This is a genomic window from Faecalicatena contorta (assembly GCF_003149105.1).
Lineage (GTDB): Bacteria > Bacillota > Clostridia > Lachnospirales > Lachnospiraceae > Muricomes > Muricomes contortus_C.
This window is the reverse complement of record NZ_QGDS01000001.1, coordinates 261,161-285,999: the sequence shown is the minus strand read 5'-3', so window position 1 is coordinate 285,999 and position 24,839 is coordinate 261,161. Positions and strand designations below refer to the sequence as shown.

The 24,839-nt window shown below is 42.0% G+C and carries 22 protein-coding genes; 2 read left to right on the top strand and 20 right to left on the bottom strand.

Translation table 11 applies throughout. From position 1 onward, the window contains the following. Nucleotides 1–48: 48 nt before the first annotated feature. From A8805_RS01405 to A8805_RS01375, 7 genes are all read right to left on the bottom strand, one after another. Nucleotides 49–393 (bottom strand): hypothetical protein, encoded by a 345-nt coding sequence (locus tag A8805_RS01405; RefSeq protein ID WP_109708416.1) that lies wholly within the window; start codon nt 391–393, stop codon nt 49–51. A 3-nt stretch (nt 394–396) separates the two neighbouring features. Continuing rightward, entirely contained in the window at nt 397–1,890 is a 1,494-nt protein-coding gene (thrC, locus tag A8805_RS01400; RefSeq protein WP_109708415.1) for a threonine synthase, read from the bottom strand. Nucleotides 1,891–1,921: 31 nt separating this feature from the next. Further along, nucleotides 1,922–2,413: a 3-isopropylmalate dehydratase small subunit gene (gene leuD, locus A8805_RS01395; RefSeq protein WP_109708414.1), complete on the bottom strand. Its 492-nt coding sequence runs from the start codon at nt 2,411–2,413 to the stop codon at nt 1,922–1,924. Then, a complete protein-coding gene (leuC, locus tag A8805_RS01390; protein WP_109708413.1) occupies nt 2,413–3,687 on the bottom strand; it encodes a 3-isopropylmalate dehydratase large subunit in 1,275 nt (424 codons plus the stop codon). The genes leuD and leuC overlap by 1 nt, the downstream gene beginning before the upstream one ends. A 17-nt stretch (nt 3,688–3,704) precedes the next feature. Next, nucleotides 3,705–4,790: an aspartate-semialdehyde dehydrogenase gene (gene asd / locus A8805_RS01385; RefSeq protein WP_109708412.1), complete on the bottom strand. Its 1,086-nt coding sequence runs from the start codon at nt 4,788–4,790 to the stop codon at nt 3,705–3,707. Nucleotides 4,791–4,813: 23 nt separating this feature from the next. Next, on the bottom strand, nt 4,814–6,193 hold the full coding sequence (gene argH, locus A8805_RS01380; RefSeq protein ID WP_109708411.1) for an argininosuccinate lyase: 1,380 nt from the start codon (nt 6,191–6,193) through the stop codon (nt 4,814–4,816). Nucleotides 6,194–6,269: 76 nt separating this feature from the next. Next, nucleotides 6,270–6,902: an epoxyqueuosine reductase QueH gene (locus tag A8805_RS01375; RefSeq protein ID WP_109708410.1), complete on the bottom strand. Its 633-nt coding sequence runs from the start codon at nt 6,900–6,902 to the stop codon at nt 6,270–6,272. A 158-nt stretch (nt 6,903–7,060) separates the two neighbouring features. Here A8805_RS01375 and A8805_RS01370 point away from each other — a divergent pair, with 158 nt between their 5' ends. Both A8805_RS01370 and A8805_RS01365 read left to right on the top strand, forming a co-directional pair. Beyond that, nucleotides 7,061–7,828 carry an ABC transporter ATP-binding protein gene (locus A8805_RS01370; RefSeq protein WP_109708409.1) on the top strand — a complete coding sequence of 256 codons (768 nt, stop codon included), beginning with the start codon at nt 7,061–7,063 and terminating at the stop codon, nt 7,826–7,828. Beyond that, complete coding sequence (locus tag A8805_RS01365; protein ID WP_109708408.1) at nt 7,821–8,618, top strand: ABC transporter permease; 798 nt, start codon at nt 7,821–7,823, stop codon at nt 8,616–8,618. Before A8805_RS01370 ends, A8805_RS01365 begins: the two co-directional genes overlap by 8 nt. Nucleotides 8,619–8,695: 77 nt before the next feature. Here A8805_RS01365 and A8805_RS01360 read toward each other — a convergent pair whose 3' ends face one another. The 13 genes from A8805_RS01360 to A8805_RS01300 form a co-directional block, all read right to left on the bottom strand. Beyond that, nucleotides 8,696–9,712, bottom strand: coding sequence for a TPM domain-containing protein (locus tag A8805_RS01360; RefSeq protein WP_109708407.1), 1,017 nt, complete (start codon nt 9,710–9,712; stop codon nt 8,696–8,698). A gap of 16 nt (nt 9,713–9,728) precedes the next feature. Next, complete coding sequence (locus A8805_RS01355; protein ID WP_109708406.1) at nt 9,729–10,814, bottom strand: hypothetical protein; 1,086 nt, start codon at nt 10,812–10,814, stop codon at nt 9,729–9,731. A gap of 31 nt (nt 10,815–10,845) precedes the next feature. Next, the gene (locus tag A8805_RS01350; RefSeq protein ID WP_109708405.1) at nt 10,846–12,159 is read right to left on the bottom strand and encodes an SPFH domain-containing protein; all 1,314 of its coding nucleotides are present in this window, start codon (nt 12,157–12,159) and stop codon (nt 10,846–10,848) included. Between the two features lie 246 nt (nt 12,160–12,405). Then, nucleotides 12,406–13,284 (bottom strand): sugar phosphate isomerase/epimerase family protein, encoded by an 879-nt coding sequence (locus tag A8805_RS01345; RefSeq protein WP_330405670.1) that lies wholly within the window; start codon nt 13,282–13,284, stop codon nt 12,406–12,408. Then, a complete protein-coding gene (locus A8805_RS01340; protein ID WP_109708404.1) occupies nt 13,284–14,234 on the bottom strand; it encodes a nucleoside hydrolase in 951 nt (316 codons plus the stop codon). Before A8805_RS01340 ends, A8805_RS01345 begins: the two co-directional genes overlap by 1 nt. A gap of 5 nt (nt 14,235–14,239) precedes the next feature. Next, on the bottom strand, nt 14,240–15,211 hold the full coding sequence (locus tag A8805_RS01335; RefSeq protein ID WP_109708403.1) for an ABC transporter permease: 972 nt from the start codon (nt 15,209–15,211) through the stop codon (nt 14,240–14,242). Between the two features lie 18 nt (nt 15,212–15,229). Further along, entirely contained in the window at nt 15,230–16,723 is a 1,494-nt protein-coding gene (locus A8805_RS01330) for a sugar ABC transporter ATP-binding protein (RefSeq protein ID WP_109708402.1), read from the bottom strand. A 63-nt stretch (nt 16,724–16,786) separates the two neighbouring features. Further along, nucleotides 16,787–17,764, bottom strand: coding sequence for a substrate-binding domain-containing protein (locus A8805_RS01325; RefSeq protein WP_109708401.1), 978 nt, complete (start codon nt 17,762–17,764; stop codon nt 16,787–16,789). A gap of 21 nt (nt 17,765–17,785) precedes the next feature. After that, nucleotides 17,786–19,132, bottom strand: a complete 1,347-nt coding sequence (locus A8805_RS01320; RefSeq protein WP_109708400.1) for a sedoheptulokinase — start codon at nt 19,130–19,132, stop codon at nt 17,786–17,788. 190 nt (nt 19,133–19,322) lie between these two features. Beyond that, nucleotides 19,323–20,321 (bottom strand): LacI family DNA-binding transcriptional regulator, encoded by a 999-nt coding sequence (locus tag A8805_RS01315; RefSeq protein ID WP_109708399.1) that lies wholly within the window; start codon nt 20,319–20,321, stop codon nt 19,323–19,325. A gap of 74 nt (nt 20,322–20,395) precedes the next feature. Continuing rightward, nucleotides 20,396–20,965 carry an N-acetylmuramoyl-L-alanine amidase family protein gene (locus tag A8805_RS01310; RefSeq protein ID WP_109708398.1) on the bottom strand — a complete coding sequence of 190 codons (570 nt, stop codon included), beginning with the start codon at nt 20,963–20,965 and terminating at the stop codon, nt 20,396–20,398. Between the two features lie 65 nt (nt 20,966–21,030). Further along, nucleotides 21,031–24,177, bottom strand: coding sequence for an ABC transporter ATP-binding protein/permease (locus A8805_RS01305; protein ID WP_109708397.1), 3,147 nt, complete (start codon nt 24,175–24,177; stop codon nt 21,031–21,033). 14 nt (nt 24,178–24,191) lie between these two features. Next, nucleotides 24,192–24,698, bottom strand: coding sequence for a MarR family winged helix-turn-helix transcriptional regulator (locus A8805_RS01300; protein ID WP_109708396.1), 507 nt, complete (start codon nt 24,696–24,698; stop codon nt 24,192–24,194). Nucleotides 24,699–24,839 lie beyond the last annotated feature (141 nt).

Genomic DNA, 24,839 nt, shown 5'->3' with positions numbered 1-24,839 from the left:
AAACTTGCTTCTGCACATATCGTTGAAAATCTGAATCTCTGTATATAATTAAAAATATTTCTTTTTTAACTTTGTTGTATAAACCATAAACCAAATGAGTGCGACCACAAATGCCGCCATTGCAATCATATCCAAAATAAAAATGGGAGTTATAAAGTAGTGGATTGCATCCACCGCCCCATAAAGAGTAGTCACAATCCCGAAAATAAGAACTGCTGGAAGTGCTTTCTCCATGTACGCTTTTTTGTCCTTGCACATATACTCTGTAAATCCCTTGCCAAGCAGAAGAACCTCGTTAATATGTCCTTCTTTTCTCATGGTTATATAGGCATACAGTGAATAGATGCCGCCGCCTAATATCATAAGGCTGATTGCCCCAAACATATTGTCCATAAATTACACCTCTGCTCTCAAAATTTCTTTTACAGTTTTCTTCATTTCATCTGCATTGCATTCTTTTGTATGAAGAATCGCGGCATTACGGATTTCTTCAATGGCCTTTGGAACAGGGGTCTGGGATATCTTTTCCAATTCATCAATCAGTGCAAGTTCATCCATTGTACCATAAGACCCGTCAATCGCAGTCATTACACTTTTTGCAAATTTATAAGGGCTTGCTGTAGATATAACCAAAGCCTTTTTGTTATCTTTGATGTTTTCCCTGTAAACCTTGCATACACGGGAAGCTACTGCTGTGTGAGTATCCATCACATAGCCTGTGGAATGGTATGTCTCACGAATTGCTGCTTCCGTCTCTTCTTCTGAAGCGTATCCGCCTACAAAATCATTCAGTTTTTCTTTCATTTCAGGGGTAATTTCATAATATCCCTCTGTCTTTAGCAGCTCCATCAGTTCTGTATTCTTTTTGGCATCCTGCCCTGCAATAGCATAAATCAAACGCTCCAGATTACTGGAAATCAGAATATCCATGGACGGAGAAGAGGTCAGAACAAACTCCCGGTTCCGGTCATATTTTCCTGTCTTGAAAAAGTCAAACAACACTTTATTTTCATTAGAAGCGCAAATTAACTTTGCAATCGGCACTCCCATTTGTTTTGCATAGTAAGCGGCCAGAATATTCCCAAAGTTTCCTGTAGGTACTGTTACATTAATCTGTTCACCGGACTGAATCTCTTCATTCTCCAAAAGTTTTGCATAGGCATAGACATAATATACGACCTGAGGCACGAGACGCCCAATGTTGATGGAATTCGCTGAAGAAAACTGATATCCGTCTTTATCCAGCTCTTCTTCAAGAGCTTTGTCTTCAAACAGTGCCTTCACTCCACTCTGTGCGTTGTCAAAATTCCCATGAATGGCAACAACGGAAGTGTTCTTTCCCTTTTGCGTCACCATCTGCAGCTCCTGAACCTTGCTCACGCCGTCCTTTGGATAAAATACAATAATTTTCGTTCCCGGAACATCTGCAAAACCAGCCAGGGCCGCTTTTCCCGTATCTCCGGACGTGGCTGTCAAAATTACAATATCCTTGGTTACATGGTTCTTTTTAGCGGCAGTCGTGAGCAGATGCGGAAGAATCGATAATGCCATATCTTTAAACGCTATAGTGGCACCATGAAATAACTCCAAATGGAAGGTATCTCCCACTTTTACAAGAGGAGCAATTACCTCTGTATCAAACTTTTGGTCATATGCGCTTTCAATACAATGTTTCAGCTCTTCCTCTGTAAAATCTGTCAAAAACTGCTTCATGACCTCATAGGCTGTCTCCTGATAGGTCATGTCTTTCAACTCTTCCATCGTCACATCCAGCTTTGGAATATTTTCAGGAACGAACAGTCCGCCGTCCTCCGCCAGTCCTTTCAGAATTGCCTGGGAAGCCGTCACTGTTTTTTCTGCATTTCTTGTACTCTTGTATAATAAATTCATTTTATTGTCTCCTTGCCTATACTTTCCTTAGTTACTGCCTCTTACTGTTTGTATAATTCACCAGTCCTCCGGCGGCAATTAATTTCTGCATAAATTCAGGAAAAGGCTGTCCCTGAAATTCAGTTCCCTTTGTCCGGTTATAAATTTTACCACTGTCAAAGTCGACTTCGACCTCATCTCCCGCTTCAATTCCTTTGGCTGCTGACCGGCATTCAATAATTGGAAGTCCAATATTAATTGCGTTGCGGTAGAAAATTCTGGCGAAGGTCTCCGCAATCACACAGCTCACCCCTGCCGTTTTCAGGCAAAGAGGTGCATGCTCTCTGGAGGAGCCACAGCCGAAGTTCTTATTTGCCACAATTAAATCTCCCGGCTGTACTTTCTTTACAAAATCAGGATCAATATCTGCCATTGCATGGCTTGCCAGTTCCTGGGCATCGAAAGAATTCAGATATCTTGCAGGTATAATGACATCTGTGTCCACATTATCTCCGTATTTAAAAACATGTCCCAAAGCCCTCATTATTCGTCACCTACTTTCTCCGGATTTGCAATGTATCCTGCAATTGCGCTTGCGGCCGCCACTTCTGGAGAAGCCAGATAAATCAGAGAATCTACGTGTCCCATTCTTCCCACAAAGTTGCGGTTTGTTGTAGACACACATTTTTCTCCTGCCGCCATAACACCCATATGACCGCCCATACATGGTCCGCAGCTTGGTGTATTTACTGCACATCCTGCATCCACAAAGATATCTAAAAGACCTTCTGCAATACATTCTTTATAAATATTCTGTGTCGCCGGGATAACCATAACGCGCACATCGGAATGAACCTGACGTCCTTTTAAAATAGCAGCAGCTTTCCGCATATCTTCCATTCTGCCATTTGTGCAGGAACCAATGACTACCTGGTCAATCCAGATCGGCTCCATAGCCTCAATCTCATCAATCGTCTTTGCATTGCCCGGAAGATGCGGGAAGGCAACTGTGGGGCGGACTTTGGACAAGTCAATTTCAATAACTTCATCATAAACTGCATCCTCGTCGGCCTCATATATTTTATATTCCTTCACAGAGTGTTCCTTCATGTAAAACTCTGCCTGCTCATCCACCGGGAAAATTCCATTTTTTGCTCCAGCTTCAATTGCCATATTTGCCATGGTAAAACGGTCATCCATAGAAAGCTCTTTGATTCCGCTGCCTGTAAATTCCATAGATTTATACAGAGCACCATCCACGCCTATCACACCAATAATATGAATGATAATATCTTTACCGCTCACATAGGCTGCCGGTTTTCCTGTAAGCACAAACTTTACCGCATTTGGAACTTTAAACCAGAGTTCTCCCATTGCCATGCCCGTTGCGATATCTGTAGTACCCACGCCTGTAGAAAATGCACCCAGGGCGCCATATGTACAGGTATGAGAGTCCGCACCAATGATGCACTCTCCGGCAACCACAACACCTGCCTCCGGCAGAATTGCATGCTCAACACCTGACTTGCCCTGTTCAAAATACCATTTCAGTTCCTGCTCTTTTGCAAACTCCCGGATAGATTTGGAGTTTTCTGCAGACTTGATATCTTTGTTTGGTGTAAAGTGGTCAGGTACTAAGACCACTTTATCCTTATCATAAACTTTGTCTGCCATCTCTCTGAAAATAGGCAGAGCCATAGGCCCGGTAATATCATTGGCCATTACTATATCTAATTTTGCTTCTATCAACTGCCCGGCAACTACAGAATCAAGTCCTGCATGAGCTGCCAGAATCTTCTGCGTCATTGTCATTCCCATTGCGGCAACCTCCTGTCTTATTTCGCCTGAATGTATCCCTTTGCTGTCAGTGCTTCTGCACAGAGGACTGCACCGCCGGCTGCTCCTCTAACCGTATTATGAGACAGGCCAATAAACTTATAATCAAACATATTGTCTTCTCTGAGACGGCCGATGGATACACCCATACCGCGTTCATAATCTACATCCAGTTTTACCTGAGGACGATTATCATCTTCCAAGTACTGAATAAACTGCTTTGGAGCACTTGGCAGCTCCGCCTCCTGGGGGAACCCTTTGTAATTTACTAACTTTTCTATTAACTCCTCTTTGGAAGGTTTCTTATCAAAATTGATAAACACTGCTGCTGTGTGTCCGTTGAGTACGGGAACACGGATGCACTGACATGTAATTTTAGGCAGAGCTGCTTTCACAATCTCGCCGTTTTCTACCTTGCCAAGTACCCTGAGAGGTTCCTGCTCACTTTTTTCTTCTTCCCCTCCAATATATGGGATAATGTTCTCTACCATCTCCGGCCAGTCTTTGAATGTCTTGCCTGCCCCCGAAATTGCCTGGTATGTAGTGGCAACTACTTCCTTAGGGCCAAACTCTTTCCATGCATCCAGACATGGGGCATAGCTTTGGATAGAACAGTTTGGCTTTACTGCAATAAATCCACGTGTAGTTCCCAGACGTTTTTTCTGATCTGCAATAACTTCAAAGTGCGCTACGTTGATTTCCGGTACTACCATAGGCACATCCGGTGTCCAGCGGTGAGCACTGTTGTTGGACACAACCGGTGTCTCTGTCTTTGCGTATTCCTCTTCAATAGCCTTAATTTCATCTTTTGTCATATCTACAGCACTAAACACAAAATCAACTGTTCCAGCAACCTTTTCTACTTCATTTACATTCAGAACAACCAGCTTCTTTACGGCTTCCGGCATAGGAGTATCCATCTTCCATCTGTCTCCTACCGCTTCCTCGTAAGTCTTTCCAGCAGAGCGTCCGCTTGCGGCTACTGTAACTACTTCAAACCATGGGTGTCCCTCCAGCAGAGAAATAAATCTCTGTCCAACCATTCCTGTTGCTCCTAAAATACCAACTCTTAATTTTTGTTCCATTTCGTCTCTCTCCTTCTCTGTCTTTATTCTACATTCAAATAGGCTTCCTGTAAAGCAATCACTTTTTCCATAGCTGCTTTTCCAGGAGCACCAAGAGTATTTCGCATCTCTACACAGGTCTTCATGCTGATTGCATCATAAATATCTTCTTCAAAAACTGGTGAAATCTGTCTGAATTCTTCCAGTGACATATCATCCAGTGCAATTTTCTTCTCAATACAGTAAAGTACCAATTGTCCTACGATTCCATGGGCATCCCGGAAAGGCACCCCATGATTTACAAGATAATCTGCTGCGTCTGTGGCATTGGTGAAGCCATTCTTTGCACTGTCTTCCATTCTTCCATGATTGAACCCCATAGACCCAATCATGCCGGTAAATAAAGCAAGACATCCCTTCGTGGTATCAATGGCATCAAATACAAACTCTTTATCCTCCTGCATATCCTTATTATATGCAAGGGGGATTCCTTTCATGGAAGTTAAAAGAGACATCAGTGCACCGTACACCCGGCCGGTCTTGCCCCTGACAAGTTCTGCGATGTCCGGATTCTTTTTCTGAGGCATGATGCTGCTTCCTGTACTGTAAGCGTCATCAATTTCCACAAACTGATATTCATTGGAATTCCAGATAATTACTTCCTCCGAGAACCGGCTCAGGTGCATCATCACCGTTGACATGGCAGACAGCAGCTCTATCAGATAATCTCTGTCTGACACAGAATCCATACTGTTCAAAGTAGGCCCGTCAAACCCAAGCAATTCAGCCGTATAATCCCTGTCCAGGGGATAAGTTGTCCCTGCCAGTGCACCAGAACCCAAAGGACAATAATTCATTCTATTATAAATATCCTTCATGCGCAGCCTGTCGCGCTTAAACATTTCAAAATAAGCCCCCATATGATGGGCAAGAGTAATAGGCTGTGCCTTCTGCAAATGAGTGAAACCAGGCATGTAGGTTTCTGTATTCTCCTTCATCAGCTTCAGAAGAACTTCCAGCAATTCCTTCAAAAGTTTATCAAATTCTAAAATCTCATCCCGGGTATAAAGCTTCATATCTAAAGCAACCTGGTCATTGCGGCTTCTTCCGGTATGCAGTTTCTTCCCAGGCTCGCCAATGCGCTCTATCAGATTTGCCTCCACAAAGCTGTGAATATCCTCATATTTATCTGTAATCTCAAGGGTCCCATTTTCCACATCTGTCTTAATTCCCTCAAGACCTTCTATAATCTGCTCTTTTTCTTTCTCCGTGAGGATTCCCTGCTTTTCCAGCATTGTCACATGGGCAATACTGCCGCGGATATCCTGCTCATAGAACTTTTTATCAAAAGATATTGATGCATTGAAATTGTATACTAACTGGTCTGTTTCCTTCGTAAAACGACCGCCCCATAACTGTGCCATTCCTCTATCCCCTTTTCCTTTTTACGTTTTCCCCTTAGTTTATCATAGTAAAGTGCTGATGTCCACACTAAACTTTTCAATGTAATTCTTTTCTTTCGGCCAGGGAAAACTTGCATCCGCAGTAATCCTGCCTGTACAGCCCATGTTCTTTCGACAGCTCAATAGACCGCTTATAGCCGTTCTTCTTTTTAAAATCAGAAGGAAGATATTTCACCCCATATTGATCTGCCACTTTCATCCCAATAGAATTCAGCTTTCCTGCATTTTTCATCGGGCTGATGCTCAAGGTTGTCGTGAAATAATCAAACCCACCTTTTACTGCTTCTTTAGCTGACTCCTTCAAACGCAGCTCATAACACTTAAAGCACCGGGCACCCCCTTCTTTCAAGTGTTCCAGTCCCCTGGACAATTCGTAAAATTTTTCCTTATCATAATTCCCCGCTCGAAAAGATACAGGATATTTAAAATTTATATTGGTAATAAAATCCTGCTGCTCCGACAGCCGCTTTGCATATTCACTTTCGGGAAAAATATTTGGATTATAATAGAAAACAGTGATTTCAAAAAACTCTGATAAATATTCCAGTACATAACTGCTGCAGGGAGCACAGCAGCTATGGAGAAAAAGCCTGGGTACACGGCCCGCCTCTTCCAAGGATTCTGTCAGCTTATCCAATTCTTTTTGATAGTTCACATTTTGATGATTCATTTTTCACAATACCTTTCTAACGACCTGGCACATTCCCGGACTCAAAATTTACTACATCTTACCTCCTCATTCGTTTTTTGTCAATGAACCTGATAGACATTCACTTATCTACTATTTTTTCATAAACTAACTATATACTTGTCGAATGGAGTGTCTGCATGGAACCTATACTTGAACTCAAAAACATAAATTATGCGTATCACACATTAGAAGGAGAAACCAAAACACTGACGGATATCTCATTTTCCATTGCCTCCGGCGAATTTGTTGCCATTGTCGGGCCCTCCGGATGCGGTAAATCTACCCTGCTCTCCATTATTTCAGGACTTTTGGAGCCGGAAAAGGGGCTTATAAAAGTAAATGGACGTTATGCAAGAGAAAATACTATGAATATTGGCTATATGCTGCAGCATGACCATCTTTTTGAATGGAGAACTGTTTATAATAATGTTCTGCTGGGTCTGGAAATCCAGCATATGCTTTCTGCCAAATCCCGTGCCAGAGCAAGGGAACTATTAGAGGTGTATGGATTAAAACAATTTGCAAATGCCAAGCCTTCCGAATTGTCAGGGGGTATGAGACAGCGGGCGGCTTTAATCAGAACTCTCGTATTGGAACCGGATATCCTGCTTTTGGATGAACCATTTTCCGCCCTTGATTATCAGACCCGCCTTTCCGTAGGCGATGATATTGGGCAGATCATACGAGGTGCACACAAGACAGCACTATTAGTAACCCATGACCTTTCGGAAGCAGTAAGTCTGGCTGACCGCGTCATTATCCTTACAAAGCGCCCGGCATCTATCGCCAGAATTGTTCCTGTCACTTTTGACCTGGAAAAAGACACCCCCCTTCACAGAAGGAATGCTCCCGAGTTCAAAAATTATTTTAATACTATATGGGAGGAGTTGAACCAAGATGAATGAAATTTCCGTTGGCCAGCAAAGTTACCTGAATAGGCGCAAACGCCACAAAAGGATTGTACGGGTCTCTCGCGTAGCAATCCTTTTAAGCTTTTTATTCCTGTGGGAATTTACTGCAAATGTAGGACTCATTGATTCCTTTATCTTCAGCAGTCCGTCCAAAATTGCCTTGTGCTTCTGGGGTATGGTTTTAGATAAAACAATTTTTCTCCATATCTGGACTACACTATATGAAACCATTGTCAGCTTCCTGCTTGTCACACTTGTCGGTATTCTGTTCGCCGTAATGCTTTGGGGCAGTGAAAAACTATCGGAAATCATGGACCCTTATCTTGTTGTATTAAACAGCCTTCCAAAGTCTGCGCTGGCACCACTTTTGATTGTATGGCTGGGAGCAACCCCGACTACCATCATCGTAGCCGGTATGTCCGTAGCAATTTTCGGCAGTATTTTAAACCTGTACACCAGTTTTGCAACTGTGGATAATGAAAAAATCAAATTAATTTATACACTGCGGGGCAATAGAATGCACGCACTTACAAAGGTTGTACTGCCCAGTTCTATCCCGGCAATTATCAGTAATATGAAGGTAAATATCGGCCTGTGCCTGGTAGGCGTTATTATCGGGGAGTTTCTGGCTGCAAGGGAAGGCCTTGGATATTTGATTATTTATTCCAGTCAGGTCTTTAAGATGGATTGGCTGCTGATGAGTATCGTTCTACTGTGTATTATGGCAATGGGACTTTATTCATTGATTAATCTCCTGGAAAAAATATACCAAAAGAAAGTCTGAACTAAAGCAGGCGGGTGAAAATTCACCCGCCTAAACACTGCTATTTTATGTATTACTTCCATGACAAACCAGGAAGATTAAAATTTTCCGCTGGAACCGCCATGACTGCGTCCGGAAGAACTTCTGTGGGTGCTGCTAGTGTTTCTGTTGGTACTTCTGTTGATGCTTGAACCTGACGAGCTTTTAGGTTTTGGTTTTGCATGCTTGTCAACTTTATTGTAAAGAAATCTATCGTGACGGGTTGTTATATTCACACTATTATCTTTCACATACTTTGAAGCATTCTTTTGAAAACTCACTGTCTTCAACTTACTTTCCATCGACACTGTTACACATAGCGACAAAAACATTCCGCCCCCCAGGGAAACTAAAATCAAGAAAGGAGAGAATCTACTCTTCTGTAGATTGTCACTGTTATCAAGCTCATCACTGTCTGCCTGTTGCGAAGGATTCTCGTTGTTATAGAGCTTGCCGCTTTCTGCCTGTTGTGGAGGATTCTCATTGTTATAGAGATTGTCGCTTCCTGCTTGCTGCGAAGGATTCTCATTGTTATAGAGCTTATTGCTTTCTGACTGTTGCCAAGGATTCTTACTGTTATCAGGTTTATCGCTTTCTGCCTGTTGCAAAAGATTCTCACTATAAAATGTAAAGTCTGAAAATGCCTCTTTATAATTTCCGCCACTTAAATCCGGCATGATTTGATCAGTAATGTACTCCTGTTCTGCATCCGTAAATACCGTTATGGCATATCCATAGGTCGTAATAGCCCAGTCTCTTTCTCCCATACTGATCAGGAAAAGAATACCGTCATCTCCACTGCCCATTCCGTAGCCGTTATAGTCGTAGAAATCATCTGCATATTCGGTAGCTGTTTTTCCTTCCAGCGAATTTACTGTCACAATCGCTACATCGCAGTTATATTCTTCACTGGTTTTATCTAATTGTTCCAACAATTCATTTCTTTCCGAATCGCTCAGCAGCCCCGCATCATCGACCAGACGGGGCAATTGACGCTCTCCTGCCGCATATACTGGAGCCACCGCTAACAGGCACAGGACGACCGTCAAAAATATACTCCATATTCTTTTCTTCATAATTCTGTTCCTCCCCCTATGTAAGTAAAATCGCCCCTAATATAATATATATTACTGCGCCAAACACTACTGAAAGTGCGGCAAACCAACGCCAAAACGCCCCTTTGTCCACCGGCAGGTCACCGACAAACTTGCCGGTCTGTCCGTTCATTGCAAATATGTAATTCTTTTCCTTCCATGTAGTATTCAGAATCCAAACAGGACATAATGCATATTTAGAACTCCCGTTTGAGAGACGGATATTGCTGCTCTCTGTTGTGACAGTCGCATAACCCCGGACAGTTTTCCTAAACTCCTCTTCGGTGCTTCGTTTTACACGCTTATTCGCACGAGCTATGCTTTCTTCTGCCGTCACATCATATTTATCTGCCAGATATCCCGCAAGATAGGCTGTCTGGAAATCCACCGCCTCCGCGAAATCAAAAGGTTCAATCGATTCCATCAAATCGTCTGCCATCTTGGAAGAACCATCCACCGGAACCCGTTCAAAACCGATACGTCCCCCACGTGATACTGAATAGTAGCTTGTTTCCGTATATTTATAAACATCATCACTCCACGAACGTGTTTTCGTTGCATTGTAGTGGATATCCGCCTCCGCATCTGTATCAAACAGCCAAAACGGAACATAGATCCCTTTGATTTCATCTATGCGGTTCTCCTCCTTAAAAACTTTTGGAAGAAGACGTTTTCCTTTCAAATGTTTCATCAATTTTTCTTTTGCCATTTTCTTATCAAGTTTAAACGGTATTACCCAATCTGGGCGCAGAGCACCCGCAAACTGCCCTGTCATTATAACCGGGTTTCCGCAGAAAAGGCAGCTTGTGGCTGCCGTATTCTCATCCCCGATAATCTCGCCTCCGCAGGATTTGCACACATAGACCATCATACCGTCTGTCTCGCCTTCTTGCCACTCGCCGCCTGCAGATTCCTCCCATTCCATAGTTTCTGGCTGCTCGTTCTTAATCTCCTCATCCAGCTCCTTCAATGTCTCCATCTCAAATTCCGTATCGCAGAACGGACACTTCATTTTCTGTATGCTGCTGTCAAATTCAATCGCCCCGCCACAGGCAGGGCACTTATATTCCATCAATGCTGCCATTGTTTGTCGCTCCCATCTGTTATCTTATTTTTCATTTGATATCACTTTCATCAAAGGGATCCCCGCATTCCGGGCAGAATTTAGGGGGATGCTGCGGGTCTTCCGGCTCCCATCCACATTTATCACACTGGTAAAGAGGTGTACCGGCGGGTTTTGGCTTTCCGCATTCTGAACAAAATTTCCCTTTGTTGACATTACCACACTGACAGGTCCAACCAGCCTCAGAAACTGCTGGTTTTGGCTTTCCGCATTCCATACAGAACTGCCCGGAATTAGCCGTACCACAGGCACAAGTCCATGTACCGGGAGTCGGCGCTGCCGGCTGCCGGGTCTGCTGCTGCGCTCCCATTTGGAACAGATTCTGTGCATTCATTCCGCCGGCCTGGGAAGCCATTCCCAGGCCCATAAATCCCGTCATTGCCCCATTCTCATTAGATGCCGCCGCCCGCATTGCATCCGATTGTGCTCCAACCAATGTGGCAGCCGCCATTGTGGGGTCACGCATAATAGCAGTTCTCTGTGCCTGTTTGATCATCTCTGCGTCTTCTTCCGGAAGCGTAATTGAGTTCATTGCGATTGATACAACCGCAAGTCCACGCAGTTGGCTCCATTTTTTTGTAAGCGCCTCATTCATCGCATCTGAAAGCTCTTCCACATGACCAGGAATCGCGCTTGGACGTATTTGCATTTCAGATATCTTTGCAAAAGCTGGCTGAAGCGCACTGATAAATTCTGTTTTTAACTGACTGTCAATCTCCTCACGAGTGTATTCTCTTTCCACATTGCCGCACACATTTATATAGAATAAAAGCGGATTCACAATCTTATAGGAATATATGCCGCTGCAGCGAACAGACACGTCAATATCCAGACCTATATTTCTGTCAACCACACGGAAAGGAATGGGATTAGGAGTTCCAAATTTGTTACCTACCAGCTCCTTTGTATTAAAGTAATATATCCTCTGGTCTTTTCCTGTATCTCCGCCATAAGCAAATCGTTTTCCTATTGTTTCAAATGTGTCTGCGATTGTCTCCTCCAAATCGCCGGAAAAGATGCTGGGTTCAGTGGAAGTGTCATATGTAAATTCTCCTGGTTCAGCACAAAATTCCACCACTTTTCCCTGCTCTACTATAATCATACATTGTCCGTCAGCCACCGCAATGCCTGATCCATTTGAAATAATATTGTCGCTTCCTTTCGTATTGGAAGACCGGCCACTGGTTCTTTTTTGTCCTTTCACCATCAGGACACTTTTGTCCATTGATTCACAATAAAAAAACTCTTTCCACTGATCCGCAAGAGCTCCTCCCGCCGCTCCGATTCCCGCTTTCATCAAACCCATGTAAAATATCTCCTCTCCGGATGCATACAGAATACCCCTATGCAGCCTTCATTTCTCTTTTATTTTATGTATATTAATACATTATACACTTTTTATTTCCAACAGTCATCAGAAACCACCTAATTTAAACCCAACAGACTCAGGTGATTGCTTTTAATAAAACATAATGTACTGGAAAACAACAAAAAAAGACAACCAATACTGTTTATATTGATTGCTTTTTTGCTTTACCGCTTCATTAGTTTGCTAAATTTCAAAGACATGGCGGACAAATTGCAATGCCCCTTCCGCATCTTTATCCAGCTTCTCTTCTGTTGCACCCGGTATTAAATCACGCCACACTTTGATTTCCGAACCGATAGTTCCGCCGGCCATAACAAAAGGCTCCATCACTGCCGCTCCCTGATAATCGATATCACGCAGTGCTTGCCCGATTTCAGTCCAGGGCAGTGTTCCTTTACCTGGTACTCTCCTGTTTTGTTCTCCCAAATGCAAATGGCATAAGTTGTCTCCGGCTTTTCTTATAGCTTTTCCTATGTTATCTTCTTCTATGTTCATATGATATGTATCCAACATTATCTTAACATGCGAACTTCCCACTGCCTCAATAAACTCCAGTGCTTCTTCACATGTATTCATCATATATCCTTCATACCGGTTAAGTACTTCCATTCCTAGAGTAACATCATTTTCCTCAGCAATTTTAGACAGGATGCGCATATTTCTGATAGCCCGCTCTGTGTCTGCTTCTTTATCCATCGGCATATTGGGATCTAATGGCCAATAAGAATAAAGCCCGCCGCCAAGGATTTTTATATCCATTATTTTCAATCGGGGAATTAACTGCTCAAAGAAATCCATTGCTCTTTTTACAATTGCCTCATCACTGGAACAAATATTCTGCTCTTTTGTGGGGCCATAACCGGCCGTTAATATAATCTCATTATCGTCAGCACACTTCTTCAGTTCCAAAAGCTGCTCATCTCTGATATAATCACTTTGCAGGGCTGCACAAGATATTTCCAATACATCAAAACCCAATTTCTTTACTTTCTCAATATAGTATTTATAATCTGAAGACCATTCTCTTGTCCAGTAGGCATTATATATCCCATATTTTATCATTATATATCTCCTTCCTCAAATACCTCAAATAAATGTTTGAAAAATGCTTTTTCATCTACTTTAGTAGCAATCTTATGTTTTCCGCATTCATCCGGGCGCCAATAGGTAAATCCAGCCAACATATCACTGTTGGTTTCCACATTAATATTTCCTCGCTGATACTCACAGATATCCTGGTGGAACAATGCTACCGCCGCCAGGGGATCGTGAAATGTAACCCGTTCTTCATCTTTGAACCACTCTCTGGCAATATCCAGAACCGGTAATAAAATTGGATGATGAAAAATTTTCTCGGCCTCTTCCGGCTTCATAATTAATTTACTGGTAACATTCAAGCCAAAGCTTACATGCTCGCTCATTCTTGGCGCATATACAAGCTTTGTTGCATGTGGGTCAATCAACGCATTATTTTCCAATACCCCTTTACTCCCCAGTACAATAGCATCACTATTCTGCATCGCACTCATAGTCTCCGACGTATTGTCATATCGTGTATATGTGGGGGATCCGCACATTAGGACTATGCGTTTCAAAAGAGAGGGAATCTCCGGATCCATCGCAAACAAAAGACCTATATTTGTCAACGGCGCAATACATACCAATGTGATTTCTCCCGGATTTTCCCGAATCGTTTGCTGTAAAAAGCTAACTGCCTGATTCTTAGGAAATTCCTGACGATGCTTCCATTTATTAAGAATCACCTGCTGGGGCGCATACAATTCAATCTGAGGCACCAAAAGTGGTTCCTCACATCCCGGATATATCGGAATGTCTCGTCCTGCTACTTCACAAAACACACTCGCCAGTTTTGCCCTTTGTGTTGCTTCACCTGTAACTGTCGTAATTCCCAGAATATCTGCCCGAGGATTCGCAAGCAAATAAGCCAAAGTGATTGCATCATCTACTTCTGTCCCAATGTCCGTATCAATAATAATCTTTTCTTTCCCCATACCGCTTACTCCTTCCTCTTTTTAAAATAGTCAATAAATACTGCTATTAAAACCACTACTCCTTTTACGACATATTGCCAGGATGAGTCAATCCCTAAAATGTTCATTCCGTTATTCAATACACCAATTACAATACAGCCGATAATCGTTCCGCTCAAATGCCCTATGCCTCCGGTCATACTGGTTCCCCCTAATACAACTGCGGATATCGCATCCATCTCAGCGCCCTCACCTACATTAAACTGAGCTGAAAAAGTACGGGCCGAACTAATGATACCGGCACAAGATGCCAAAAAGCCCATGATAATAAAGGCAATCAGCATTACCTTCTTATCATCAATTCCAGAATAGGTTGCTGCTTGTTTATTATCTCCCACCGCATAAATATTCCGGCCAAACTTCGTCCGGTTTAACAGTAAAGCAGTAATAATAATCACTACAACCATATATACAAAATGAATGGGAATTCCACCCAACACTTCCCCGCTGCCAATAAACATAAACAACTCATCATCTACCAATATGGTGGTAGCCTTGGTGTAGATACGGGCAAATCCTCTGCCCACATTCATCATAGCCAGCGTCACAATAAACGGTGGTATCGTCGTCCGTGATACCACTAATCCGTTAAAGACTCCTACCAGGGTTCCGGCGGCAATGGAAATCACAATTGCCAGATAAGACGGCACTCCTGAATTAGTTATCAACCCGCAGCATAAGCATCCGGCGATAGCAATCGTAGAACCAACCGACAAATCAATACCGCCAAGAATAATTATCATAGTCATACCGCAGGCCAGGATTACATTTACTGATATTTGCCGCATAATATTCGAAAAATTTCTTACAGTAAGGAAGGAATCAGTCATAAATCCCAATATTGCACAAATTATCAACAATCCGATAATGATACCGCCATTTCTTTTAATACCCTCCAGGAAACCACGTCCTAATCCTGTCTTTTGTTTACTCTTCATTTTATTCCTCCTCGTTTCCTATGCTAGAACTTCCGTTGTCGCAAGGGTCATAATACTTTCCTGATTCAGTTCTTCACGATGCAGTATTCCTGTACTGTACCCTCCGCACATCACCATAACCCGGTCGCTCATATTAATTAATTCTGGCAAATCTGATGAAACCATAATGATTGATAATCCTTTCGCTGCCAATTCATCAATAAGAGCATATATTTCTGCCTTTGTCTTAACATCTACACCTCTGGTCGGCTCATCTAGAATCAGCACTCTTTCGGTTGAACACAGCCATCTTCCTATTAATACCTTTTGCTGATTTCCCCCACTTAATCTGGACGTAATCTGTTCTGCTCCAGTCACTTTGATATGCATTTCATCTATTTTTTGTTGTGTAATTTCTAACTCTTTCCCACGTTTCCAAATCAACTTTTTCAAGAAACTTGGAATAACGTTAATCGTCGTGTTAAACCGCACTCCATTTTGTAAAAACAGACCTTCTTTCTTCCGGTCCTCGGGCACAAAACCAAAACCTTGCAGCATCGCCTCTCTAGGACTTTTGAAATTCACTTCTTTTCCCAAATAATGAATGCTGCCTGATTGCTTTATAGTTAAGCCGAAAATGCATTCTACAGCTTCACTTCTGCCTGCACCGACCAAACCGGCAATTCCCAGAACTTCGCCTTTTCTCAAATCAAAACTGACATTCTTTACCATACGCCCATCTGATAAGCCTTCAACCTTCAATACAACTTCATCGCTGACATGATTCTTTTTTGTGTAAAAGCTTGCTAAGCTGCGTCCTACCATCATAGATATTAACGTCTCACGCTCAGTATTGACGGTCACTACCGTCCCTACGGACTCCCCATCCCGCAAAACAGTGGTTCGATCCGTAATATCATACAATTCATTCAACCGGTGTGATATATAAATAATAGATATTTTTTTCTCTTTTAATATGCGAATCATCCGATATAAAATCTCTACCTCAGTTTCTGACAAGGAAGAAGTCGGCTCGTCCATTACAATGATGGATGCTCCAAATGAGATAGCCCGGATAATTTCTACCATTTGTTGTTTCGCAATCGTTAATTTATCTAAACGCATATCTGCCGTTAAACCAATCTCATATGCATCCAAAAACTTCTGGGTTTCCTCTTCTTGCTTCCGCAAGTCTACAAATCCTGCAGCATTCTTTATCTCACGTCCCATAAAGACGTTCTCTGCAATACTCAGATGCTGGGCCAGCATCAGTTCCTGATGGATAATACTAATACCATTCTTTTGCGCTTCCTGAACATTGGATATCTGTACTTCATTTCCCCGAATCAAAATACTCCCGCCATCTTTGGCATAAATTCCGCCTAATATCTTCATCAACGTGGATTTGCCTGCTCCGTTTTCTCCGAGCAATGCGTGTACTTCACCTTCTTCAACCGAAAAGTTAACATTGGTTAACACTTGATTTCCCGAGAAGCTTTTTATAATATTCTTCATTTCCAGCAACGTACCCATAAAAGTCACCTCTCTTTCCACTAATTGGGGCTGTTGCAAAACGCAACGGCCCCTTTTACTTCCTTACTGCCAGTCACTATCGTTGTACTCCTCAATGTTTTCCGGTGTTACAGCAAATGAGGCAATCTGAACCTCTTTTTCTACTTCTTCGCCATTTAAAATTTTATAGGCTACTTCTGCACTCTTCTGTCCAATTCCGATTGGGCTCTGGGCTGCCGAGCACTTCCAAATTCCGTCCACTCCATCACTTGTCATTGCTGCTTTTGCTTCCGGGCCGGCATTTACACTGTAAATTTCAATTTTTTCACCAGCTGCTGTAATTGCTGAGTATGCCCCTTGTGCACACTCATCATTAATACAAAATACTGCTACTAAATCACTGTGAGCCTGAATCAAGTCTTCCATAACTGTAAGCCCTTTTTCCGGCTTTGCTCCTGCATCCATCTGTGCTACTACTTCAAATCCATTTTCTGTAACAGTATCAATAAAGCCCTTTGCTCTATCCGCTGCTGCGGCTGATGCGGGAAAATCAAGTACTGCTACTTTTCCGCCTTCCGGATGATTCTTAACCAGTTCTTCGCCGGCAATCTGGCCACAAGAATAGCTGTCGCTTACTACAAAGCAATCTACTTTTGAAAGATCACTAACTGCTGAGTCAAAGTTTACAATCGGAATCCCAGCATCATTCAGCGCTTTTACTGCTGCTGCTGAAGCCGAAGCGTCTGATGGATTATAAAATACTAAATCGCATCCTTGTGCAATGAAATCTTCGATTACACCTAATTGGTATGTGCTGTCTGCTTTTCCTTCTACATGGACAATTGTGTCACCATTTGCTTCAATAACTCCTGCCGCACCTTCATAACACGCATCAAAAAAGGAACCCGCACTCATTTCTGTAAAGCCAAACTTATATGTCTTCTTACCGTCATCTGATGCCTTTGTGGTACCCTCACTATCCCCACTCTTACTTCCACATCCTATAACTAAAGCCGCTGCCACCGTTACACAAAGTAAAACACTTAATAATCTTTTTTTCATATTTTTCCTCCTTTTTCCATCTCAAATCTCAATTCCTATCGCTTCTAAACCGGAAATTTCTTTAGCCGCTATCATTCCGGCTTTTGCGGCTCCATAAGCAGCTTCCTCACTATATTCTGCCATTTGTAATACCATAGAAAACTTTTTACTCATGATGTTCTGAAGGCAGATATTCTTTCTAATTCCATTACCCGAAGCAATCATTTTGTGAATATTTTTTCGCTTTTTTTCATTAACAAGCAAATACATCTCATATAGTTCCTCTGCCATACCTTCCAGCACCCCGGCAATTAAAGCTTCCGGAGTAAAATTTTCAATTCCAATGTTTGTGATATTTCCCCGCTTTTCCGGGGTTTCTCTGGTGCCTGAAAAGCTAGTATCAACTTTCAGCTTATCTTCTCTGCCAATCCCTTCTTCTGCTAGTCTTCCCATTATCTCATAATGATTTACATTACAAATTCCGGCTGCTTCAGCATATTTTTGAAAAAAGTTTTTCAAAATGGCGTAGGCCCGGCCGCCGCAAAGCGAAGAACCGACTAAAAGATATTTATTTTTAGCTAAAGGCCTAAGTTCAACACCGGGAACTTCTAAATAATTATCCATGTACACAGATATCTGGCCACCAGTACCCATATTAACCAGAATAGAATCTTTTGCATCCTTTACAGAGCCAATAAAACTTGCCTGATTGTCCCCAACTGCAACACAAACCGGTATTTCCTTATAGGTTCCGAGAATACTCAATGTTTCCGTAATATCAGGTAATATAATATTTCCTGCCTTTTCTTTTGCAATAATCTCTTCAAGAAACGCCCCACTTTTCATATCATATAACCCTAAGCTTGCCGCATTACTACTGTGGATTATTGAATTATTACTTTCGGTCAATACCATTCCCAGATAATCCATTATTGTTCGAATAGAATGCGCCTTTTCCGGAAGCAGGCCTTTACCGGCATTATAGAGATGAGTCACTAGTCCATAACCGGTATATGTACGAATTCCATATCGCTGTTTTAAAACATCACATACACTTTTCTCTCCTAAGTAGGGCTGGTTCCCTCTTTCATCCTGCCATGTATAAAGCGGACTTACTGCCTTTCCCTCATCGTCAGCATATAGAATACCATGCATCTGTCCGGTTAGGCCTATCACCCGGATATCATGATTTGCTTCTATAATCTCATCCAACAGTCTCTTTACCTTCTTGACAATCTTTTCAGGGTCTTGTATCTTTTCCCATGAATATTTCGTTTTGACAAAGCTGTCATTCTCAATGGTATATGCCCTTTCGAGATGACCATTTTCAATTCCTACAACAACTGCGCTAATTGTTGTCGTTCCAATGTCAAGCCCTACTGCTTTCATATTTTTTCTCCTTTCTAAGATTGAGTAAACGTTTTCCCTCGTGTATAGGGTAAACGTTTACTCTCGAATTGTCAACCATTTTAATAGGTTAACAATTCGGTTTGTGACATTTAGACTAGATTCGTAAAATTTTATTGTGCACTTTTACGAAAAAAAAGAACCTCCGAAAAGATTCTTTTTTTAGTAAATACTATACGGTATTTCTTTCTATCAGTTCAACTGCTAATATATATTTTCGATAATCCATATCACCATTCATCATCTTCATAATTGAGTCCGCTGCTATTTTCCCAAACTCAATAAAGGACTGGCGCATGGTTGTTAAAGCCGGCGTAACTTTACTGCTAAGAGGAATATCATCAAATCCAATAATGGACACATCTTCCGGAACGCGAATCGCATTTTCACTAAAGTATCTGAGTGCACCAATTGCCAAAATATCTGATACGTAAAATACGCTATCAATTTCAACAGAACTTTCCCAAATTTCTTTCGTGATAGCATAACCACTGTCCATATCAACCGAATTAACTTTTACGACTCTCTGCTCATCAAATTCGATTCCATGATCGCGTAATGCCTGCTTATAGCCATTCGCCCGCCGTTCTTGAGTTGCTATCGTTTTATCATGCAATACCAAGGCAATCTTCTTTCTTCCCGCTTCAATCAAATGCTTGGTCGCCATGTACGCGCCTTGGTAATTGTCACTGCCAATAAAAGAGGAGCCTTCCTTATTTTCTACAAAAGCCGGTTGCCGGTCAATGTAAACAGCGGGAATATTTTCTACCCGGTCAACCTTCTGATCCCCGCTAATATAGATAATTCCCCCTACTCTCATGGATTTCAGCATTTCGATGTACTGTTTCTCTAATTCCAGCTTCTCGTTCGTATCACATATAACTGCCATATATCCATTCTTTAGTAACTCGCTTTCTATCTCTCTGGCTATATAAGCAAAAAACTCATTCGTAATATCTGGAACAATAACCCCTACAACTTGTGCTTTATCAACCCGCAAGCCTCTTGCCAGCTCATTCGGACGATAATCATATTCTTCTATAATATTTAATACCCGCTGTTCTGTTTGCTTTGAAAAGCGGCCATTTTTATTTATCACCCGGGATACGGTTGCAACTGATACACCGGCTTTTTCAGCGATATCTTTAATTGATATTCCTTTTTGTTTCATGTCTATTTTCACCTCATGTATTTGTTACTATTCTAGCATGATAGCGGTTCTTTTTCCAGTTGTTTCCGTTCTTTCTATTCAAAACCAAAGTATTGCATTATTCCTAAATAAATACCATATGCAAATTGATACTCATTGTCACGCAGCTTTTGTGCATCAGAAGTATTCGTAAGATATGCCAGCTCAACCAGTATTGCAGGCATGTTGGTGTTTCTCAAAACATATAGTGACGGATTTTCACGTATTCCGTTATCCCTTGTTCCGACTGTCCCGGTTATTCCATCCATAACATGCTCCGCGAGCCATTCCGCTTGTGTGAGGTATTGATATATATATATTTCTGTACCGTTTACAGCAGGATTTGGGTTCGCATTACAATGAATACTGATAAAATAATCTGCGGGCCAATCATTTGCCATTCTTACTCTTTCTGCAAGGCTGGTAGTATTGCTCGTTCCTAATACTGTATCTGGTTCCGGCCTTGATACACGTACCTCAAATCTTGAATCACTGATTAATAAATTTTGTAAATAAATTCCAACCCGATAAGTTATATCCGATTCATATAACCCATTACCTACCGCGCCGCTGTTGAAATAACCGACAGGATTATGACCTTGATCAATAAATATTTTAATAGCCAAAACACATATTCCCTTTTAATCTTAATTACTATTAAATATATTCAGCAGTTATGGGGAATGTTACATTATTCACTCCGCAGTGCTTCCACCGGATCTTTACGTGCCGCTGCCGATGATGGGAACAGACCAGAAATAAATGCCAGCAGCATACTGATTCCAATCAGGATAATGGCAGCATTTATCGGCAGCTGCGCAATGTTTTCAATGCCAAGCTTGTTGTAAACAATAATATTTGCAACAATGCTGACCATATAGGTGACTAAAACCCCAAGAAGACCGGCTACAAAACCGATAATCAAGGTCTCCGCATTAAATACTCTCCTGACATCTCTTTTACTGGCACCTATAGCGCGCAGGATACCAATTTCTTTTTTCCGCTCCAGAACGGAGATATAGGTAATTACCCCAATCATAATGGAAGACACAATCAGCGAGATTGCTACAAATGCTATCAAGGCATAACTGATGGTATCAACAATGTCTGTTACAGACGACATCATCGTCCCCACCAAATCTGTATAGTTAATCACTTTATCTTCTTTTCCTGCGTCTTCCATCTGATTATTATAGTCTTTCAGGAAAGCCTCCACTTCCGCTTTGGCATTAAAGTCCTTTGGATAAAGATTAATCTGTGATGGATTATCTGGTGTTGAATATCCTAATGCCGTCAGGTTTGCTTCATAGGAGCTGTCCTCCCGGCTCATCATTGTTGTCATCAGCTCCATAATTTCATTTTCTGACATGTTGATTTGGAATGCCTTAATAAAAGCGTTCTGATCAATACTAAAGGCATTTTGCATCTGCTGCGGCAATTGTGCCATAACGCCTTGTATTTGGCTCTGAATCTGCGTCTGCAGCTGTGTCTGCAGAGATGTTATGAGCTGCGTCATATAACTTTCCAGGGCTGTTGACACATACATTTGTACCGCATCGTTAATTTGTACATCAATCTGTGATTCACCAATCACCTGGCCTAGCTGTGCACCGATGGATTCCTGCACATCTGCGCGGTTTAAATATTCCTGTAGATTTGCCACAATCAGTGTCGGATCAGTAACCCCTTGGGCTATCTGCTCCGCCAGAAAACTTTGCATGACACCGTTCATAATTCCAGTAAGCTGCTCCTGGGGAATGTTTATCTGTCCGGCAAGTGATTGGGTTATATCCTCCAAATTCATCTCCGGCATCTCGACTCCATCTGTATTTATGGATAAATTACCCAGGCCTGATAAGTCGAGATTTATTTTCGAACTATCTACTCCAAACGCATTTTTAATTGCCTCTTCGTCAATTGTAATTAAATCCGTAAACTCAAAGTCTGACTGCGCATTTTCCTCTTTCTCTTCTGCAAAAGACTTTCCGGTCAAAACATTGACCTCTGGATTTTCCAACTGTTGTTTCACAATATCTTCTTTTGCTGCATCTTCCATAAGATACTGAATCAGCTCCGGGGTATAGTTGATTCCCGGAGAAAGAGAGGTTGCCGCTGCATCTGGATCCCCCTGGACTACTCCGACAACTTTTAAATCCAATCCCTGTTCCACGAGTGATTTCATGTACTCTTGATTGTCTGATTTATCTACCCAGACCTTGTAGCCGTCATCGTATTCATAGCGTTTGGCTGCACTGATAACCTTAAACTTTGCTCCCAGCATATCTTTATATGAAGGACTAATATCTTCATTTTCAAGTGTAGCCTCAACTTCTGGATTGCTTATCATTGCTTTCAGCATATCTTTTAGCTCTGTGCGGTCTCTGAGTCCCATAGCATAAAGTACATAATCAGAAATACTTCCATCCGGCATCAGCACAAGTACTGTTTCATCATAGCTCTCGGGCCAGCGGCCTGCCTTAATCTCATACTGATAGTCATAAATTTCACTCTTTCCAGGCAGCTCGTGAAAGACATTCATCCCTGAGTTGCTGCCGGAACCAAAAATAGAAGTCATCGCACTGCCGGCTCCAATTCCATAGCTGCTAAGAAGGGAATCAGGACTTACCTGGTCGGCCCCATTTGCCGTATCTGCCAGATAAATCTGTGGAGTCACATCATATACATATTGGATTGTTTTTACATAGGGGTTAATTTTCTTTTCGTTCTTATCTATATAAGCTTTTAAAGATTTCAGGTCATTTTTGTTCTGGCTTTGAAAGAGGCCTTCCACAATCTTTCTTTCCTTGACCTTCTCTGCCCCATCACTCTTCGTATCTCCCTCTTCTTTATCCTTCTCTGATGCTTCGGAAGACACTCCCATACTGGCAAACAGACTGCCATAATCAATCCCGGACTCCTGAATGGTGAGCGGATAAATACTCATGGTCTCTTCCTCAATATCCTTGATATATGCATTGATGCCACTAGCCAGGGCGAGAATTGCCGCAATCCCGATAATTCCAATGGATCCTGCCAGTGAAACCACAAAAGTGCGCCCCTTCTTTGTCATCAGATTGCTAAGAGATAACGATACAGCAGTAAACAAGGACATGCTTACCTTTCTTGGTGCAGCCCCCGGATGCTGTTCTTCTTTCTCAGGATCAAGGGGATTCGTGTCGGATACAATTTGTCCATCTTTCAGCCGGATGATACGGTTAGCATATTGGTCTGCCAGCTCCGGGTTATGCGTTACCATGATGACCAATCTGTCTTTGGCAATCTGGGTCAGCAACTCCATAACCTGCTTACTGGTCTTAGTATCAAGGGCACCAGTAGGCTCATCTGCCAATAAAATCTCCGGGTCATTGATTAGTGCTCTGGCGATTGCTACACGCTGCATTTGACCTCCGCTTAATTGGTTTGGCAGTTTTCTGATATGTTCTCCAAGCCCTACTTCTGCCAGGGCTTTCGTAGCTCTTTCCTTACGCTCTGCCGGTGAGACACCACTAAGCGTAAGTGCCAGTTCAACATTGGCCAGAATCGACTGATGAGGAATCAGGTTATAACTTTGAAAAACAAAGCCGATCCTGTTATTTCGATAAGTATCCCAATCTCCAGATTTGTATTTCTTCGTAGATATTCCATCAATCTCCAAGTCTCCCGAGTCATAATGATCCAGGCCTCCGATAATGTTCAGCATCGTTGTTTTACCGGAACCTGAAGGGCCCAGGATGGCCGCAAATTCATTATTTCGGAACGACACCGAAACTCCATCAAGGGCTGTCTGAGTAAAATTAAATGTGTTATACGATTTTCGTATTTCAGTTAGTTTTAGCATAATATTCTCTTTCCTTATTTACATTTGTAGTCTCCTATACCGGGTTGTTTCTCTTCTAAAACCTCCTTTGTGGCAGTGGCAAATTTGTTCATACTAAGGATAAACTGTTCGGCATTCTCAATACCCATTTGCTGAATCAGCTCTATAAGTATCTCGTTTAGTAAGCCTTCCAGTTTTTCTAAAATCTTTTGTCCTGCTTCTGTCAGGGTGATAATCAATGTCCGGCGGTTTTGCAGGTTCACCTCCCGATTAAGATAGCCCTTCTGCTCCAGAGCCCCAAGCATTTTTGAAACTGCTCCCTTGGAAATGCACAGACAATTTTGAATATCATGGCTGGTTGCGTTCTTTTTCGAATCTGCTGTGTTTTCCTTGATCATTTTCATTAATGCTAACTCTGCTGAATTCACATCATATTGCTTCATCTGTGTATTTACACCCGTATGAAAAATTGCCAGTACTTGCCTTACCTGAAAAAATGTAAGAGCAAATTGTTCTTTTAATTCATTAATTTCCCGTGCCATTTTTTTCGTCCCCCAATTTGTTTACCAATAAACTGTTTCTTTGTAAACAGTTTTATTATACGTCCGCTCTTATCCTCTGTCAATAAATCTCGGAAGAAATTCATTAAAACGCAAAAATACCACTTATTATCGAATAAGCGG